At 46.2% G+C, this 17,108-nt stretch carries 17 protein-coding genes; 1 reads left to right on the top strand and 16 read right to left on the bottom strand.

Annotated features, from left to right (window positions below; all coding sequences use genetic code 11):
• Positions 1-5: 5 nt before the first annotated feature.
• The 9 genes from BLT15_RS05685 to BLT15_RS05645 form a co-directional block, all read right to left on the bottom strand.
• Complete coding sequence (locus tag BLT15_RS05685; protein ID WP_089759563.1) at positions 6-1,217, bottom strand: aspartate kinase; 1,212 nt, start codon at positions 1,215-1,217, stop codon at positions 6-8.
• Positions 1,218-1,264: 47 nt separating this feature from the next.
• Positions 1,265-2,266 (bottom strand): carbohydrate kinase family protein, encoded by a 1,002-nt coding sequence (locus BLT15_RS05680; protein ID WP_089759561.1) that lies wholly within the window; start codon positions 2,264-2,266, stop codon positions 1,265-1,267.
• 2 nt (positions 2,267-2,268) lie between these two features.
• Positions 2,269-2,856: a hypothetical protein gene (locus BLT15_RS05675; RefSeq protein ID WP_089759559.1), complete on the bottom strand. Its 588-nt coding sequence runs from the start codon at positions 2,854-2,856 to the stop codon at positions 2,269-2,271.
• 105 nt (positions 2,857-2,961) lie between these two features.
• The gene (locus BLT15_RS05670) at positions 2,962-3,333 is read right to left on the bottom strand and encodes a cyclophilin-like fold protein (protein WP_089759557.1); all 372 of its coding nucleotides are present in this window, start codon (positions 3,331-3,333) and stop codon (positions 2,962-2,964) included.
• 132 nt (positions 3,334-3,465) lie between these two features.
• Entirely contained in the window at positions 3,466-4,089 is a 624-nt protein-coding gene (locus BLT15_RS05665; RefSeq protein ID WP_089759555.1) for a YczE/YyaS/YitT family protein, read from the bottom strand.
• Between the two features lie 163 nt (positions 4,090-4,252).
• The gene (locus BLT15_RS05660; protein ID WP_089759553.1) at positions 4,253-4,699 is read right to left on the bottom strand and encodes a PPC domain-containing DNA-binding protein; all 447 of its coding nucleotides are present in this window, start codon (positions 4,697-4,699) and stop codon (positions 4,253-4,255) included.
• Positions 4,700-4,720: 21 nt separating this feature from the next.
• Positions 4,721-6,142, bottom strand: a complete 1,422-nt coding sequence (locus BLT15_RS05655) for an FAD-binding oxidoreductase (protein WP_089759551.1) — start codon at positions 6,140-6,142, stop codon at positions 4,721-4,723.
• A gap of 39 nt (positions 6,143-6,181) precedes the next feature.
• Entirely contained in the window at positions 6,182-7,558 is a 1,377-nt protein-coding gene (locus BLT15_RS05650) for a sodium:solute symporter family protein (protein ID WP_234985520.1), read from the bottom strand.
• Between the two features lie 97 nt (positions 7,559-7,655).
• Positions 7,656-8,972, bottom strand: a complete 1,317-nt coding sequence (locus BLT15_RS05645) for a nickel-dependent lactate racemase family protein (protein ID WP_159429836.1) — start codon at positions 8,970-8,972, stop codon at positions 7,656-7,658.
• Between the two features lie 500 nt (positions 8,973-9,472).
• On the opposite strand from BLT15_RS05645, the gene BLT15_RS05640 reads away from it, so the two are divergent.
• The gene (locus BLT15_RS05640; protein WP_089759543.1) at positions 9,473-9,670 is read left to right on the top strand and encodes a hypothetical protein; all 198 of its coding nucleotides are present in this window, start codon (positions 9,473-9,475) and stop codon (positions 9,668-9,670) included.
• Positions 9,671-9,838: 168 nt separating this feature from the next.
• Here BLT15_RS05640 and BLT15_RS05630 read toward each other — a convergent pair whose 3' ends face one another.
• From BLT15_RS05630 to BLT15_RS05600, 7 genes are all read right to left on the bottom strand, one after another.
• Positions 9,839-11,275 carry a sensor histidine kinase gene (locus BLT15_RS05630; RefSeq protein ID WP_159429835.1) on the bottom strand — a complete coding sequence of 479 codons (1,437 nt, stop codon included), beginning with the start codon at positions 11,273-11,275 and terminating at the stop codon, positions 9,839-9,841.
• Positions 11,262-11,960 carry a response regulator transcription factor gene (locus tag BLT15_RS05625; protein ID WP_089759535.1) on the bottom strand — a complete coding sequence of 233 codons (699 nt, stop codon included), beginning with the start codon at positions 11,958-11,960 and terminating at the stop codon, positions 11,262-11,264. Before BLT15_RS05625 ends, BLT15_RS05630 begins: the two co-directional genes overlap by 14 nt.
• A gap of 31 nt (positions 11,961-11,991) precedes the next feature.
• Complete coding sequence (locus BLT15_RS05620) at positions 11,992-12,585, bottom strand: hypothetical protein (RefSeq protein WP_089759533.1); 594 nt, start codon at positions 12,583-12,585, stop codon at positions 11,992-11,994.
• 332 nt (positions 12,586-12,917) lie between these two features.
• The gene (locus BLT15_RS05615; RefSeq protein ID WP_089759696.1) at positions 12,918-14,162 is read right to left on the bottom strand and encodes an SLC13 family permease; all 1,245 of its coding nucleotides are present in this window, start codon (positions 14,160-14,162) and stop codon (positions 12,918-12,920) included.
• 2 nt (positions 14,163-14,164) lie between these two features.
• Positions 14,165-15,427, bottom strand: a complete 1,263-nt coding sequence (larAH6, locus tag BLT15_RS05610) for a nickel-dependent malate racemase, LarAH6 family (protein ID WP_089759531.1) — start codon at positions 15,425-15,427, stop codon at positions 14,165-14,167.
• A 121-nt stretch (positions 15,428-15,548) separates the two neighbouring features.
• Entirely contained in the window at positions 15,549-16,100 is a 552-nt protein-coding gene (locus BLT15_RS05605) for a Fe-S-containing hydro-lyase (RefSeq protein WP_089759529.1), read from the bottom strand.
• Positions 16,101-16,124: 24 nt separating this feature from the next.
• Positions 16,125-16,970, bottom strand: coding sequence for a fumarate hydratase (locus BLT15_RS05600; RefSeq protein WP_089759527.1), 846 nt, complete (start codon positions 16,968-16,970; stop codon positions 16,125-16,127).
• Positions 16,971-17,108 lie beyond the last annotated feature (138 nt).

Raw genomic sequence — 17,108 nt, 5'->3', positions numbered from 1 at the left:
CCAGGTTAATCAGCCAGGTCAAATTCTCGAGCTACCAGTTCCGCCGCCTTTTCATGATCAGCTGTCGGTATCAGCCAGGAAATTTTTATCTCCGAAGTGGTGACCATACGAACCATGATATCATACTGCTGCATCAAATTGAAAACACTGGCTGCAACCCCGGGCTGTGAACGCATACCAGGGCCTATGACAGACATCTTGCAGATATCCTCATTGATCCACCAGTTCTTTACATTCCAGCTCTGTTCCCGGCTTTTAAGAATCTTTTCTGTCTCCTGAAAATCCTCGGCGGGAGCTGTAAAACTGAGCTGCATTTTATTTTCACCATTCATCAGCTGTGATATCATATCGATATTAATGCCGGCTTCTCCAAAGGTTTCAAAGATTTTGCTAAGCATATCCTTTCTCTTTTTCACACCTCTGAGATTTATCTGAATATCATCCAGATTAACCGCCATACCGGTTATAACACTCTCTTCCAGATATTCGGTTTCCTCGCCTATATCCGTGCCTTCATCCTGAGAAAATGCATCCCCTACATAAAGCGGGACTTCATACTTACAGGCCAGTTCAACTGCTCTGGGATGAATAACCTCTGCTCCCAGACTGGCCATCTCCATCATTTCCTCATAAGAGATTTTTTCCAGACACCTGGCCCTCTCTACAAGACCCGGATCACAGGTGTGAATGCCGGCTACATCGGTGTATATTTCGCAGCGCGCTTCCAGTTTGGCCGCCAGAGCTACAGCTGTCGTATCGCTGCCGCCCCTTCCTAAAGTCGTATATTCATTGTCCTCAGTTACACCCTGAAAACCCGCGGCAACCACCACCCTGCCACGGTCGAGTTCTTCCTGTACTCTGTCCTGATCTATGTCTTTTATGCGGGCTTTTTGATGACGATCAGTCGTGGCAACTCCCAGCTGAGATCCGGTGAGAGATACAGCGGGTATATCTCTTTTCTGCAGGGCCATGGTAAGAAGAGAAATAGAAATCTGCTCCCCGGTATTGAGCAGCATATCCATCTCCCTGGGATCAGGATCATCAGCTATCTCATGGGCGAGATTTATGAGTTCATCTGTGGTATCTCCCATGGCAGAAACAATAACTACAACCCTCTCCCATTCATCCCAGGCTTTTTGAACTCTATCCGCAACTTTTTCTATTTTTTTGCGATTTGCCAGCGAACTACCTCCATATTTTTGAACTAAAGTGGACATCTACACCTAACCCCTTTTATCTGTAATATTTAACCGGCAGGTATTTTTTATTCCTGCGAGAAAAGCTGTCGACGAGAAGGAAGTCCTCTGATAGCACCATACTCTTCCACAGTCAAAGCTCCCGCTCTGTTGGCAAAGGCCATAATCTCCTGCAAAAACTCCTCGGTCAGCCCTTCGGGAAAATCAACGGCTCTATCATTTATAAAACTAACGAGAACGGCCATAAAAGCATCTCCAGCCCCGGTGGTATCCAGAGCCTCGACCTCGGAATCAACCGCGACATAACCGCTTGCTTTGCCGGTTTTATAAAAACAGCCCTCGCTGCCAGAAGTGATCACTACAAGCTCCGGACCATTTTTCAACAGGGCATCGGCAGCTTTTTCAACCTCCGCAGCCTGAGCGGAAAGCAGCCCATCTTCCAGGTCAGCTTCTCCTCCCCTCCCGTTCAGCAGCACTAATTCCTCGAGATTCATCTTCAGCACATCTATATGCTCGAGCAGCGAATGGATTTTATCTGCAAAAATTTCTTCGCCCGGCCAGAGAAAATGCCTGTAGTTGACGTCAAAACAGGTTATTATGCCTCTTTTTTTAGCTTCTGCCAGTGCCTTTTCCGTGGTTTCGGCAGCGGGGCCACTGCTCAGAGAAACTGAGCCTGTCAGCAAAACTTTAGTGGGATCGAATACTTTCTCACTCAAAACATCTTCGGATAGTAAAGCGTCGGCCCCGGGCTGACGGTAAAAAATAAAATCCCGCTCTCCGGATTCCTCAAGCGAGACAAAAGCCAGAGTCGTGGGAGCTTCTCCTGTCATCTCAAGAAAATCAGTCTTTACCCCGTTATTCTCCAGGGTCTCCCTGAGAAATAGGCCAAAGGCATCCTCTCCGACCTGGCCGAGAAAATAAACGTCCTCCTCAAGCCGCCCAAGACCCACGGCAGCATTGGCCGGCGCTCCCCCGAATCTTTTTTTGAAATCTTCAACAAAATCCAGACCAACCCCCCGCTGCTGAGGAACAAAATCTATGAGTATTTCTCCCAAAGCCAGTATCGCCATCTTTAGCTCTCCTCTTCTTTTACTATTGCGATCATATTTTTGAGATAAAATAATATTTCTTCGGAGAACAGCTGAGACAGCCGGCCATCCCTGCCCTGCTGATAGGCCACCAGCGCCGATTTTATGGCCCGATGATATTCTCTTCTCTCATCCTGAAATTTCAGCTTTTGTTCTTTATCTTCTTTGACTCTCATAACCTTTACAAGCTTACTCTGCATCCATTCTAGACCTTCCAGGGCCGAACGATAACGGCTTCTCGCCTTCTCTTTTTTCTCGCCGGATAAAAAATCGACCATCTCCTCGATGGTTGCTTCCAGCCGGGGAAGGTAATCCTCTATTCTCTCTATTTCACGCTCCATCAGCTCCTGCTTTTCACAGAGAACAAACTCGACTTCCCCTTCTTTTCGAAACTGCTCGTCTTTTTCCAGTTTTTCCTGAAAATAAATCAGCGGTACTTCCTCTTCTTCCAGTAAAATTTTTTCAATCAATGAATCCGGCCAGTTTTCTCTGATCCTTCCGATAATCTCCTGACCGGAGAGTTGAGAAAATCGATCTTCCGGCTGCTTTTCCCCGTTAATATAAACCTCCATGGGATCACATCCTCACCTTATTATAAATATTGAGTGAACTGGCCCCACAAAATCTGCTCCCCGGGCTGATAGGACGGAATAGGACGGAACCAATTGCCTGCAAAATCAGGCTCTCTTTACCTCGACATCCTCATTTACGGAGACTGATTTAAATCTCTCGGGATCGGTTTTGAGCCGACCAAAAACAGTCACAGGACTGGCAGGTCTGGGCTTTTCACCGGTGCTGGAAGGGGTTGGCCCAAAGAAGATGCAGAAAGCATTGCCCTGGTTCCAGTAGCCGAGTTCTCCTATCTCTACTTCTGCTTTGGTTTCGCCTTCGCCTGCTTCCAGGCTGACAGGAAAGTATATTTCATCTCCCCAGGTTCTGGCCTGGCCAAAAATCGGCAGTTCTTTCCAGATTTTTTCTGCCATCTCATTCTCATAAAGCTCAGCTTCCGCCTCTAAACCGCCAGCTTCGATGATGATTTTTTTCGCCATAAATTCATACCCCCTTGTATACTTCTCTGAGAAAATTATAAAATACTTATACCAACTTCGCAAGTTTTTGAGGCGTTTAAGAGCGATTTAGAGCAAATAACGCTTAAAAACTCAAAAAAACGGCCGTAAATTTCAACGGCCGTGATGGTTTCTATAATCATTTACGACACAGAGCATCGCCTGGGCAACAGGCCCAATGGCCAGCGCTCCCAGAACAGTTCCTATGCCAAAGGTGGCACCGAGCAGCACTCCTATACCTCCAAAAATCACATCAAGGGTGACTTTTATGGATTTAAAAGAGAAATCGGTTTTTTCTCTAAAAAACATCAGCAGAGCCTCCAGGGCTCCTTCCCCCATTTCTGCTGAAATGTATATGGCAATGCCGCTTCCGATCAACAAAACTGCGGCAACCAGCATTAATGCCCTGAGAAGAATAAAATTTGGGCTTATTGCCCCCGGAAACATAAACAGCAGATCGAGAAAAACCCCGACAAAAATTGCGTGCAGAAAAGTTCCCGGGCCAAACTTCTTACCTGAAACCAAAAGCAGGAACAAAATTATAAAGCCGTTGATTACAAAGCTGGTCTGCCCCACTGTAAGTCCAGTGGTGGAAGCCAGTCCATTTACCAGAACAGTTATGGGATCCGAACCAAGCTGAGAATTTATAAACATAAAGATTCCGCAGCTGATTAGAAATATCCCCAGAAAAAGCCTCAAAAAACGAGCAGAAAATCTTTCGGACATGATCCTACGCATGAAACAACACCCCTATATTTTATATATATATTTTGTAGAATCGGAATAAACTCGCCCTCTGCAGCAGGCAGAGGGAGAAAATGTCCTGAGTTTATCCGACCTCGAACATTGTAATATTAATGGCCTCTTATGTCAAGGGGTGGTTTGCTGATAAAAGATAATTTCAATGTATATTCAGCAGGTCAAAACCGCTTTCCTCGTCCGGCTGCCGGGAAGCGGAATGGTTTAAAAGTTCCATAATTATAACTTCTCCGGTAAGCCAGATGGGAACGCCCCTGCGGGTACAGCCGGTAATGGTTTCCTCTCCATGACCGAAAGCAGCGTGAAGATGGAGGACTGGCTCATCATCTTCGTCAGGAAAAATAGTGCCAAATCCGGCGGCCTCGCTGATTTCAGGGAGTTTTTTCACCTCTGGCTCAATTTTACTATCTTCTATCGATTCAGGTCCAGCTACCACCTGGCTCCCTTTTTCAGCTCCGCCCAGAAATAAAACCAGAGCCGAACTTATATTTTCCATTTTGGCCAGCTCTTCAATTGTTTCGGGGAGCTCATCCCCTTCTTCCAGCCTGAGAGCGTAAATCCTGCCTCTTTCAACCTGAGTATATTCCACAGATGACCGCACCTCCTTTTATCAACCTTTGTTGATGTTAAACTCCTTAATTTTCTTGCCTGGATTGAGGATATTCTCCGGATCGAAAACCTGTTTTATCCCCCACATGATTTCCAGCTGACGGGAGGATATCTGCAGAGGAAGATAATCCAGCCTGAGCCGTCCTACCCCATGCTCGCCCGTGATAGTCCCCCCCAGATCCACGGCTTTCCTGTATATTTTTTTCTTTAATTCCCCAAAATATGCCGGTTTTCCTCCCTCTTCTTTCAAAATGAGAACATGAAGATTGCCGTCACCGGCATGGGCCACCACAGGCAGCTCGGTATTATACTCGTTCTCAAATTCCTCAAGAATCTGAAGATAATCGGGCAGATTGGCGGGTGGAACTGTCACATCGGGGCTGTCTACGATTTCTTCCTGAATAGCCGGCAGAATATGACTTCTTATCTCCAGAATTTCCTTTTCTTCGCGGGTGGTGTCAGCTACGGATATTCCATTGATCTCAAATTCATCCTCCAGCTTCTGGATATCTGCCGCTTTGCGATAAAAATCATCCTCGGAATCCTCAGCCAGCATTATCATAAGATAGGCTTCTCCTTCAGAAGCCGGCCAGCTTTTGCCGATGTCCCGGGCAGCCATCTCGATCTGCTTTTTTTCCACGTATTCGACAGCCATAGGAATGATTCCCATTTTTCTAATTTCGGTCTCAGCTTCAAAAGCTTCCAGCCTGCTGGCAAAAGAGACAATCAGGGTTCCGTTAAAATCAGGTTCGGGATATAGTTTCAGAGTGACTTCAGTTATTACTGCCAGAGTACCTTCACTGCCGATCAGGAGATCTTTAAGGTTGTAACCGCTGTTATCCTTCAATAGCTTTTTTTCGCTGCCCCCAAAACTCTCGATCTCTCCGGTAGGGAGTACAGCTTCTAAACCTACAACCTGATCCTGCATAACACCGTGCCTGACAGCCCTGACTCCTCCGGCATTCATCGCAGCCATTCCTCCTACCTGAGCCCCCTCATCTCCCGGATGAAGCGGGAAATAAATATCGCTTCCTGCCAGCTCTTCCAGCAGCTGGCCGAGAGTAACTCCTGCCTGGCAGGTGATCATCATATTATCCCGGTCTATCTCCACAATGTCGTTCATTCTTTCCAGAGATAGTATCAGACCGGGCCCTTCCGGAATAGCATTGGCGGATAGACTGGTACCCGCTCCCTTTGGGATGACCGCAATTCCTTCTTCACAGGCGTATTGCATTATCTCCGCCACCTCTTCGGAACTTTCAGGCTTGACCAGGATACATTCTCCTTCAGGCCCCGGGCAGACCAGCCCATAGGATTCACTGGTGCTCTCCCGGGCATATCCCGTTACAATCTCCTCGTCTGTTATAACCCATTTATCTCCCAGTAAATTTTGCATTTTCTCCGCCGTACTGCAGTAATCCATTCATATTAACCTCCTGTATTATTTAACCTCCTGTACTATTTACTTCTTTAAATTTTCGGGTATACTGGCCGGCGTATCATCTACAAATGAAACCGTCAGGAAAGTCACAAGAGCAATAGGCCAGGCCAGAAATATGGGATGGGGAACTATCCTGATGGCCGGAAAGACAAACCAGGACAGCAGAAATAATATTCCTGTTCCTATGGTCCAAAAAGCTGCTCTTTTTTTGCAGAGAGATGGAGCAAAAAGAGTGAAGAGCACAACGACCGTGTAAGCCGTGGTCAGAGTTAAGCCTAAAAGGAGCGCATCCAGAATTCCCTCTATAGTTATTGCCAGCAGCAGGGTTAAAATTGTTATCAGGACGACTACTATTTTAGATATCAACTCCTCCCTGCGCTGAGAAATATCTCTCTGTATATAATTTTCCCAGATATCACTCACCACCAGTGTCGATGTTCCCAAAAGCAGCCCCACGGTCGTGGAGATGCTGGAAGCCCAGAGGCCGGCCAGAGTAAATCCGGCCACCGCCGGCGAAAGCTGCATAACAACCCGGGGCAGAGCAGTGGCGGGATCTTCCAGTCCCGGAAATTGTATTGCGGCCACGATTCCGAAAAGTGCACAGATGAAACCAACCGGCAAAATGATCAGCCCTCCCAGCAGAAATCCGCGGCGGGCAGAGGACTCATCCCGGGCGGCAAAAGCTATCTGAACTACTCCCTGAACGGAATGGGACTGGGTGATCATGACCACAAACCAGGCTATGACCATCGCCATTCCCACACCTGCTACTGGATCGAACCAGGGCGTGCCGCCTGGCAGCTCAGCCATGAGTTCTGTAAAGCCTCCAAAATCTCTAATACTCATGATGGCTCCGATGGTAACTCCAAAATAAATGACTATCACGTTAACCAGATTTGTCAGGCCTGCTCCCCAGTAACCTCCTATCAGCGCTACCAGGCCCAGCACTACAGCGGTGAATATAGTTCCCGAGGTGACGGTAAAGAGTTCCGGCAGCAGCGCGGATAAAATCGCACCTCCCGCAACATACTGCAGGGAGGTTATTACTACCTGGATTATCACCTGACCTATTACCGCTATTATTCTGCCCGCATCATCATAATAATTGCCGAAAATCTCTGGGATGGTGGTAACGGTCAGCTCGCGCAGCCGGGCGGCGGCCGTAAAACCCACCACTATAGCTCCCGCCCCCCAGGCCGCATTATACATTCCGGCTGAAATCCCCGCTCTAAATGCACTCTCAGCTACTCCGATCGTTGAAGCTCCGCCCACGGCGATACCTGCTAGCATAACGGCCACTATATAGGAGGGAAATCCTCTTGAGGCCAGAAAATAATCCTCGATAACACCCTCTCCCTCGCTTATCCGGGTGGAATAAATGGCAACTGCAAAAAGCATGACTATGTAAATAAGGACAATGGCTAAAGTAATTTTAATCTCCCCCTGTTTAAATTATGTATCCGCTCCCGGCCAGAAACCTGCAGGTTGGCTGAAATCACCTGACCGGAAAGGTCATCGCTGCCTGCGGCATGACACAGGCTTTTTTGATATCGGCATCATCTCTTTTCTTTCCATCTGCCAGAATTCTATCGATGATATTCTCCGGCTCCTGCACCGGTTTCATTCCCATGCCCTGAACATCTTCTGGATCGAGTTCACTGATCAGATGCACGCTGTTTTGACTGTTTATTTGCGAAGTCCTGAGGGCAACATAACCGGTCATTGTAAAATTTTTGCGGAGCTTATCCTCTATTTCATCGGGGCCGCCAGCATCGAACCACTCTTTAAATTCAGGCGGCCCGATGCCTTCGCTGCAGCTGCTGACCAGCACAATATGACCGCCCTTTCTACAGGCCAGACCTGCATTAAAAAGTGCTTTCACCGATTGATAAAGCTGCCCGTCTTTGGGATGGCCGCCGGTGCTGCAGAGCACCAGATCAAAGGGACTTTTGAGAGATATTCCGAAGCTATCGACAGCTTTCTCTGTCCCTCTCCTGAAAGCTTCATTCAGCTCCCCTGCATAAAAGCCCAGAAAATTCTTGCTGCCATCGACAACCGTATTAAAGATGAAATCAGGAGCGAGTTTTTCGGCTATATCTTTCATATCGAGAGCTACAGGATTTTCATCGAGTTTGCCGGGAAAAACCCTGTCTTTATTCTGCAGGGCCAGGCTGTGATTTTGTTGTATCGTATTGTAACCGCTGATACCCGGGGCTATGCTCTTTCTGCCCCCTCCGAATCCAGCTATTATATGATAATTAATACCCCCGGTCAAAATTAATAGGTCAGCTTCAAATGCCTTTCTGTTAACTTTTATCATAGTTCCCCGGCTGCTTTCTCCCAGATGAACCAGATCTCCTGCTTTACAATCATGATTTTCGACAGCTATCCTGCTGTATATTTCCTCACCGACTATTTCGCGTTTTTCCTCCTCAGAAGCAGGTCTGTGCATGCCGCTGGCTATCAATATTTCAATGTCTCCGTCGGATGCTCCCCCCCTGTTGAGCTCCTCGACAATAAAGGGCAGAAAATAAGAGGTGCGGTAGACCAGCCTGGTAAAATCGCTGACCACTATGACAATTTTGTCGCCCGGCTCGGTCATTTCATTTAAAGCCTGTGTGCCTGCTGGATTGCGAAGCTTTTCTCTTATCTCACCATCAACATCCTTCACCGGCGAACTTTCAGGAGGACTTATATCTTTCCACTCAATTTTTTCACTCCCGGCAGAATTATCTAAATTTATGTTCAAACTCTCTCTGCCGTATTTTAAAGAAACTCTTTCTGCTGATTTCAAATTATCTGCTCTTGACATCATTATCTTCCTTTCCCGATTTAAATTGATAATTAGCTTTTTAACATGATATATCATCAGTATACTTTAGTCAACTTTTAACGATAATAATTAATATACTGAATCTTAAATTCTGTAGCAAAATTAATTTACTTATACAGATTAATATGCTAAAATGTATATACAGACAATTGAAAAATGCAATAAATCAATTTCAATGCTGCCATGTCAGTAAAGTTGCACTCTTCATTCTCATAATAACTTTCCCCATTTCGGACCTGTCTGCTGCTGTAATGGATTAATTATGGCTTTCAGAGGAGCATTTTTCCCTCAAAATTCCGCGCAGGATAAGAATAGACCTTTAGTACCCCCCGTTTTTATCTTCTCAAAATTCACAGTAGAAACGAATCAATTCAAATATTACGGCTAATACTGACTGAGATCGTATATCTGAAGATAGAGATATTAATATTATTTGTTATTGTATTCACATTATCAGCACTTGAAAGGAGGTGAGCAGTATGGGTATGAAATATTATGATATTAGAATGATGTCCAGTGTTCTCGACATGTCGCGGGAAGAAATCGAGGAGAAGCTAAAATATGGAGATCTTTCGGGCAGGCAGATCTGCGGCAAATGGATGTCTTCGGAAAGACAGGTCAGAGAATATCTCGACCGTAAAAAGGGAGAGAAATATACCCTTTATAGCGGGCTGTGATCGGTCTTTTGAAAAAAAGTATGGTGCCTATGATCATCACCGAAAGATTCAGCCTGGCCAAATCTAAATTCAGTTTTTTAGAAGAAAAATACTCACCTGCGACAGTTTTGAAAAGCTTACGGCGGAAAGATAATGCGGTAATCTTTAAACCTGTCGGAGGTGAGTGCTTTATTTTTGTCGGGATTTTTGCAGGGGAATCTTAACCGTAAATGTGCTTCCTCCTTCTGAGCTCTCCAGGTCTATCTCTCCATTTAAAGCCTCAACCAGCTCTTTTGTTATCGCCAGACCGATTCCAGATCCTCCCGTATCCCGGGAGCGCGAATCATCGGTGCGATAAAATCTCTCAAAAATCATCTCCTGATCCTCTTCATCTATGCCCATTCCCGTATCAGTCACTGCGATTAACAGTTCGTCCTGAGGTATGCTCCGAACCAAAAATTCAACTTCACCGCCCTCATCAGTATATTTAATAGCATTTGACAGCAGGTTCTGAATTATACTCCTCAGCGCTTCCGGATCGGTCTTTATCACCTCTTTATGAAGAGAGAATGAGCTCTTAAAATCCAGTCCTTTTTCCTCTGCCCGGGAGCGAAAGACCCGGTCGATTTCATTCACCATATCCTGTAGATTTGTACTGCTCATATTCATATCGTGAATTTTTTTCTCCGCTGCGGCCAGGTCTTTGATCCGGCCGCTCAACTCAACCAGCCGCCGGGTTTCCTCTTTGAGTTCGGCAATTGTCTCCTCATCTGGTTCTAATATCCCGTCCTCAAGAGCGGTAACATAATTGAGAAGATTATTTACAGGAGTTCTGAGCTCATGACTGAAATCGGAGGCTGACTCCCGGCGAACCCTTTCCAGGTATTTGAGCCTGTTTCCCAGCTGATTGATCTCTTCAGACAATGCTTTTAGCTCAGAGGTCCGAGCGACCGAAATTTCAACATCGTAATTTTCTTCCCGCAATTTGCTGACGGCCGCCACCAGTCTGTTCAAAGGCCCGGCAAGCCTGGATCCGAGATAATAAGTGAGCAGAGCGGCGACAATGATGAGCCCGGCGGTGAGAGGAATCATAAATCTATAAACATCTGAAACAAATTCCTCCGTCCTTTCATCAATCTCAGCTGCCAGTGCCGAGCGATCATCGTGCTGGGGCCAGGTTATAAGCCCCATATAATTGTTATCTACATAAATTTCAAAGCCTTCTTCCGGCATATCATGCATCATGTTCTCTCTTCTTTTTTGTCTGTCCTCATGGTCATGATGAGGTCCGTGATCTTGATATTCATGGTGAGGTGGGCCCCTGTCATCTCTCATCATTCCGCCCCGATCGTCCTGTCCAGCCGGTCCCGGGGCTGGATGATAGATCAAATTATAATAAGCGGTATAGTCCCTTATCTCTTCCCTGACCCGGCTGAAATCCCCGGTTTCCTGGTATACCGATTCAAGGTGCTGTTCAAAATCTTCAAGCTGTCGGGCAGTTTCTCTGAGCTGATAATCGGAGAAATAACGGCTTAAGCTTATATTAAAAACCAGCACTGAACCGATCAGAGTTAACACTATAATGGCCAGAGCACCGAGGAAGAATCTAAACTTAAGACTTCTCATAATCAATTTCATCCTCGAAGCGATAACCCATGCCATAAACTGTCTCGATTAATTCGTCTTTGCTCAAATCAAGTTTTCCGCGGATATTTTTGATGTGGACATCGACAGTTCTATCAAAACCTTCATAATCGATGCCCCGGGCCTTCCTCACCAGCTGATCCCGGCTCAATACCTGGCCTTTGTGCTCCAGCAGCACCTTAAATAGCTGATATTCCACTGCCGTGAAGCCAGCATCTTCACCATCAACTTTGACTTTACCAGCCTCAGGCAAAACTTCGATCCCGAAATCGCCGATATATATACTTTTATCGCTGTAAAACTCCCTATAGCGTTTGAGATTGGCTTTGACTCTGGCGACCAGTTCCCGGGGGCTGAAAGGCTTTACCACATAATCATCCGCCCCCCTGGCAAAACCTTCAATCCTTTCTTCCTCTGAAGAGCGGGCGGTCAGCATTATTATGGGCAGATCCGAAAATCTTCGTATCTCTTCAGCGACTTCCTCGCCCGACATGCCGGGCAGCATCAAATCCAGGATCAACAAATCCGGCTCCTCTTCATAAACCAGCTCCAGAGCTTCATCTCCCCGGGAAGCCCCTCTGACGGTAAACCCTGCCTCTTCCAGGTAGCTGCTGGTGATCTTGCGTACTTTTTTTTCATCGTCGACGATCAGGACCTCTGCCTCCATTAAAATTCACTCTCCAATCAAACTCAGTTTGTCAGCCCCACAGACCTGAATAATGACAGGCAAGCTTTCTAATCAGTTCTTCCAGTTCCTCCAGCGCCTCCAGAAGTTCTTCATCCAGTACTTCTATTACCTCTTCAGTTCCGGGCTGTCCTGCCTCTCTGGTTATTTTATTGATATAGATATTCAAATCTTTTTTCATCTCCAGATACTTATTTTCCAGCTCGCTTTCCCGGGTTAATTGTGTTAAATTGTCCATAACCTCGAGACACCATTCAAGTCCTTTTACGGATTCATGCAGCTCATCAAAACCTGTCTTCTCTTCACCCTCATTTAAAGATTCTAAAGAGGACTTAAATCCACTTATGACCCTCGGCAGATAGCACTGTACATCCATAAATGTCTTTTCGGCAATATCGACCGGCTTTTTGGTTTCAATCTCTATCACCTGAATATCGGAAGCGGCCGGATTATCACCGGGCAAGTTACAGTCATATTCTTCGCCGTCGACCTCCAGGCTGCCGATTATTAGTTCATCGAGACAGCATTTTATATCGCCCAGAATATCCAGCAGATTTTCTCCTGAAACATCTTCATTCCACTTTTCTCCATCAACATATACTTCCATGTCCTCTTCCCCCCTGTAATATTGGTGATGGTATCTCAATTTGACTTGTTAAAATATCATCCTATGTAAAATGCCGGGAGTCTGGTTTAATAACTTATTTTGTCTTCTTTTCATATATTAAATATCCATCGCCTTTTACCTGCAAAATAACATTATTCTTTCGAAGAGAAAGAGAAAAAGGGCCCTGAATAGGGCCCGCAAAGTTTTAAAAGCTGGTTCTGCTTGAGTTCAGTTTTTGGCCAGAGAACCCGATCCGGGATGCAAAAAATTTCCAGTATATATGGCAATTTCATCAACGTTTCTGAAGAAGAACCAGTTTTTTTAGGTGCTCATTAAAAAGGGAAAAAGAGCGGTATAAATATCATCGCCAGTATGAACACCATAATCTGCAGCATCCATCCGGTTTTCAAATAATCAATAAAGCTGTAATCAGCCGGACCCAAAACCAGCGCATTTGGCGGCGTGGCCACTGGAGTCAAAAAGCAGCATGAAGAAGCCATCGCCACTCCCAGCAACAAAGGATGCGGATTCATGCCGGCGGCCATCGCTACTTCGATGCCTATAGGAGCCATAAGGGCCGAAGTTGCTGTATTGGACATGAAGTTGGTCAAAAAAACTGTGATCAGAAATATAGCCGCAAATATCAAAAGCGGATGTGAGGCATAACTGGTTATTCCTTCCGCTATCATTAGGGCGCTGCCAGTCTTTTCCATGGCCGTACCCAGAGGAAGCATGCCGGCGAATAAAAATATCGTAGTCCAGTTTACGGCCGAAAAGGCCTCATCGACCGTTATACAACCTGAAATTATGGTCAGCACCGCTCCCAGCATGGCTGCAGTGAGTAGAGAAATAAAACCGGTGATCATGGCCACGAGGACCAATAACAATATAGCCATCGATCTTTTCATCTTATCATGACGAATCTCCCCTCGGTCGATGTTGAGGCTTTCCGGGTCAGCTTCAAACTCCTCATCCTCAGGAAGAAATTTTTTTCCCAGAGTCAGGAAGATAATCCCGGCTACAAACATCACACCTCCAACACGGGCAAATTCGAAAAAACCAAAAGCTTCGAGCGAATAGGTCTCCAGGGTGCTGTTGATAATAGCATTGGGGGGAGTGCCTATAACTGTCATCGTGCCGCCCAGCGAAGCCGCATATGCCACCGGCATCAGTACCGTTCGCGGACTCATTCCCTTTTTGTGGCTCATGGAAATCACTATCGGCAGAAAAACAGCTGTTGTTCCAGTATTGTTTAAAAAGGCCGACATGATACCGATAACAAACATTATCAGGATCAAAAACCTGGTCGAGCTGCCTCCGGCCAGTCTCAAAATACGTTCACCTATATAGCCGGCAAAACCGGTTCTGAATACTCCTTCTCCCACTATGAACATGGCCAGAAACAGCATAACCCACTGGTTTCCCCAGTAAGAAAAAGCAGCTTCAGATTCCAGTATTCCTGTAAGACTTAAGGCGACTGGAACAGCCATGGCCGTCACCGGTATGGGGATAACCTCCGTAAAGAAAAGAATGCTGGCTGAGAGCAGTATTAAAAGCGTAATTATTTCGGGGCTCAAAATCAATCTTCTTCTCCGTCAATCACCGGAAGAGTTGAGCCTCCGGACGGCATTATCAAAACTTCCGACTCTTCGGCTTCAGCCTTTTTGTACGCCATCTCTAAAGCTTCAGAAATGCTCTCAGCAGCAGTAAAGAATATACTCTCTGTGTAATCATCTCCCATATCTGAAACCAGAATAACCTCACATCTTTCCAGAACCATTGCTATGGCCGCTGCTTTATGGCCGCCGAGCTGAAAATCCTGTTGAATTTTCTCGATGATTTCTTCAGGAGAGTCGGACTCCTCCATCCAATTAGCGAATGTCTCCTCTCCCAGACCTTCTGAGCAGGAAGCAGCTAGAATTATAGTTCCTCCCTCTTTGACAGCTCTGCTGGCATTATCCAGTGCCTTCTGAGCCTGATAAAGATTCAAATCTTTTGGATGTCCCCCGGGAGATACCACGACTGTATCAGCAGGATCAGAAATTTTAATCCGGTAATGTCTGTCCAGATAATCACAGCATACGCGGTGAGCATTTACAGGATCTCCGGCCGCGGCTTTGACTATTCTTTTTTCTTCGTCCAGGACAACATTGACGATAAAATCTATATGAAGAAAATCTTTGATCTCTTCGATATCTTCTCTTACCGGATTATCTTCCATCCTGCCTGATGCTGATTTTTCTGATACCATCATACTGTGATTGTTCTCTATAGCATCAGCTGTAGATACCCCGGGCATTACAGCTTTAGCCCCGCCGCTGTAGCCGGCAAAATAGTGGTATTCAACGTTGCCCAGGCAGATTACTCTGTCAGCTCTGACCACCGGTTCAAAAATATCTACCGGCGTCCCGGCTTCTGTTTCACCGATGTTTACACAGCCATCTTCATCTTTATCGATGCACTCCACCCTTTCGTAAATGTTTTTGCCCACGAGTTCCTGCTGTTCATTTTGAGAATGTCCGCGATGAATCCCCGTGGCAAAGACAATCTGGATATCCTCATCTTTTACTCCTCCCCGATCGAGTTCTCTGAGAACCGTCGGGAGAATTTTATAGCTCGGAAGTGGACGCGTGATATCGCTTGTGATGATGACAACCTCTTCGCCAGGACTGACAATTTCTGAAAGTTTATCTGAATCGACCGGACCGGCGAGCGCCTGTTCTATCTCCTGTTTTTCAGTCAGAGAAACATCAAATTTTTTGGGGGTCAGTTCGCCAGCCAGGTTATGTGAGTCCAGATTGAATGATAGTGATTCCCTGCCATAACCTATTTCAAATTTCAAGATTATCCCTCCTGCACTGGATCAAAATATTTTTAATACAAAGACTTATAATCCCTGCGGACCTAAATCAGCAAAGGGACCGCAGGGAAATATATACCTGCCGGGATAGCCGGTTGAAGTTTTACTCTTCTCTGTATTCTTCAACTCCGGTCTCATAGAGATTATTACCCCGGGCATCAATAGCCACTACACAGGGAAATTGTTCGACTTCTAATCTTCTGACCGCTTCGGTTCCCAGATCGGGATAAGCTATAACTTCCGCTTCAGTCACCGAATCGGCAATAACAGCAGCGGCCCCACCGATGGCTGCAAAGTAAACCGCTCTGTCCTGCATGCTTTCTATGACCTTTTCACTTCTGGGCCCTTTACCTATCATTCCTTTCAAACCTTCTTCGATCAGTCCGGGCGTGAAAGGATCCATTCTATAACTGGTTGTAGGTCCGCAGGAGCCGATTACCTGATGGTCTCTGGCCGGGCAGGGTCCAACATAGTATATTACCGAACCTTCCAGCTCCATGGGCATATCATCTGAATCAAGATCATCGAGCAGTCGGTCGTGAGCAGCATCTCTGGCTGTATAAATTGTTCCCGAAAGATTTACCTGATCTCCAGCTTCGAGCTCATTTATATCCTGCTGGGTCAGGGGGATTTCTACTTCTTTAACGCTGGACATATTAATTCCTCCTCTGACTGGTGATTATAATTTGACTATTTTGTGACGGGCGGCATGACAGTTCAGATTGACAGCTACCGGGAGTGTTGCTATATGAGTGGGATGGGTTTCGATATTGACAGAAAGAGCGGTATTTCTTCCTCCCAGCCCCTGAGGACCCACTCCTGATTTGTTGATTTCCTCCAGAATCTCCTCTTCAAGTTCCTGATAACGGGAATCAGGGTTAGAGGAATCGATTTCCCGGGATAAAGCTTCTTTAGCCAGCATAGTAGATTTTTCCATGGTGCCTCCTATACCGACGCCTACCACAACTGGCGGGCAGGGATTGCCTCCGGCACTTACTACCGTATCAATAACAAATTCCTTCACCCCTTCAACGCCATCGGCGGGCTTGAGCATGGCTATATCACCCATGTTTTCACTACCTGCGCCTTTGGGCAGTATTTCCAGTTTGAAATCATCTCCCTCAACTATCCGGGGATAGATAATGGCCGGGGTGTTATCTTCAGTATTTTCTCTGTCAAAAACAGGGTCCTCGACCACTGATTTTCGCAGTGGATGATCACGGTAAGCACTGCTAACTCCCTGGTTTATACTCTCTACCAGAGTTCCCCCTTCGATTTGCACCTCTTCTCCTATAGTCGCATAAACAACGACCAATCCGGTGTCCTGACACATAGGCACCATCTCTTCCCGGGCCAGCTCAAAATTCTCGATGATGTTATCCAGGCTGTAACGTCCGAACTCGGATTCTTCTTTTTCTTTCGCATCATGCAGAGCAGCCTCGACATCTTCGGGCAGATCACAGGCGGCTTCGATGCAGGCCTGCTTAACTTCACTGATAATATTTTCCGCCTCTATTTTTCTCATCTTTTATGCCTCCTCTTTCCGCAAGTATTTTGACAGCTCTCCCCCCGGAACTTCCGCCCGGGATCAACATTTTTGCTGCCAATCCCGGACGAACTTTGCTTTCTCCGGAGTGGATTTTATTGACTTATTGTTTACAGA

Origin of the sequence: Halarsenatibacter silvermanii (assembly GCF_900103135.1) — a bacterium.
GTDB lineage: Bacteria > Bacillota > Halanaerobiia > Halanaerobiales > Halarsenatibacteraceae > Halarsenatibacter > Halarsenatibacter silvermanii.
The sequence above is the reverse complement of the archived record's forward strand: the minus strand, read 5'-3'. Positions and strand labels throughout refer to the sequence as shown.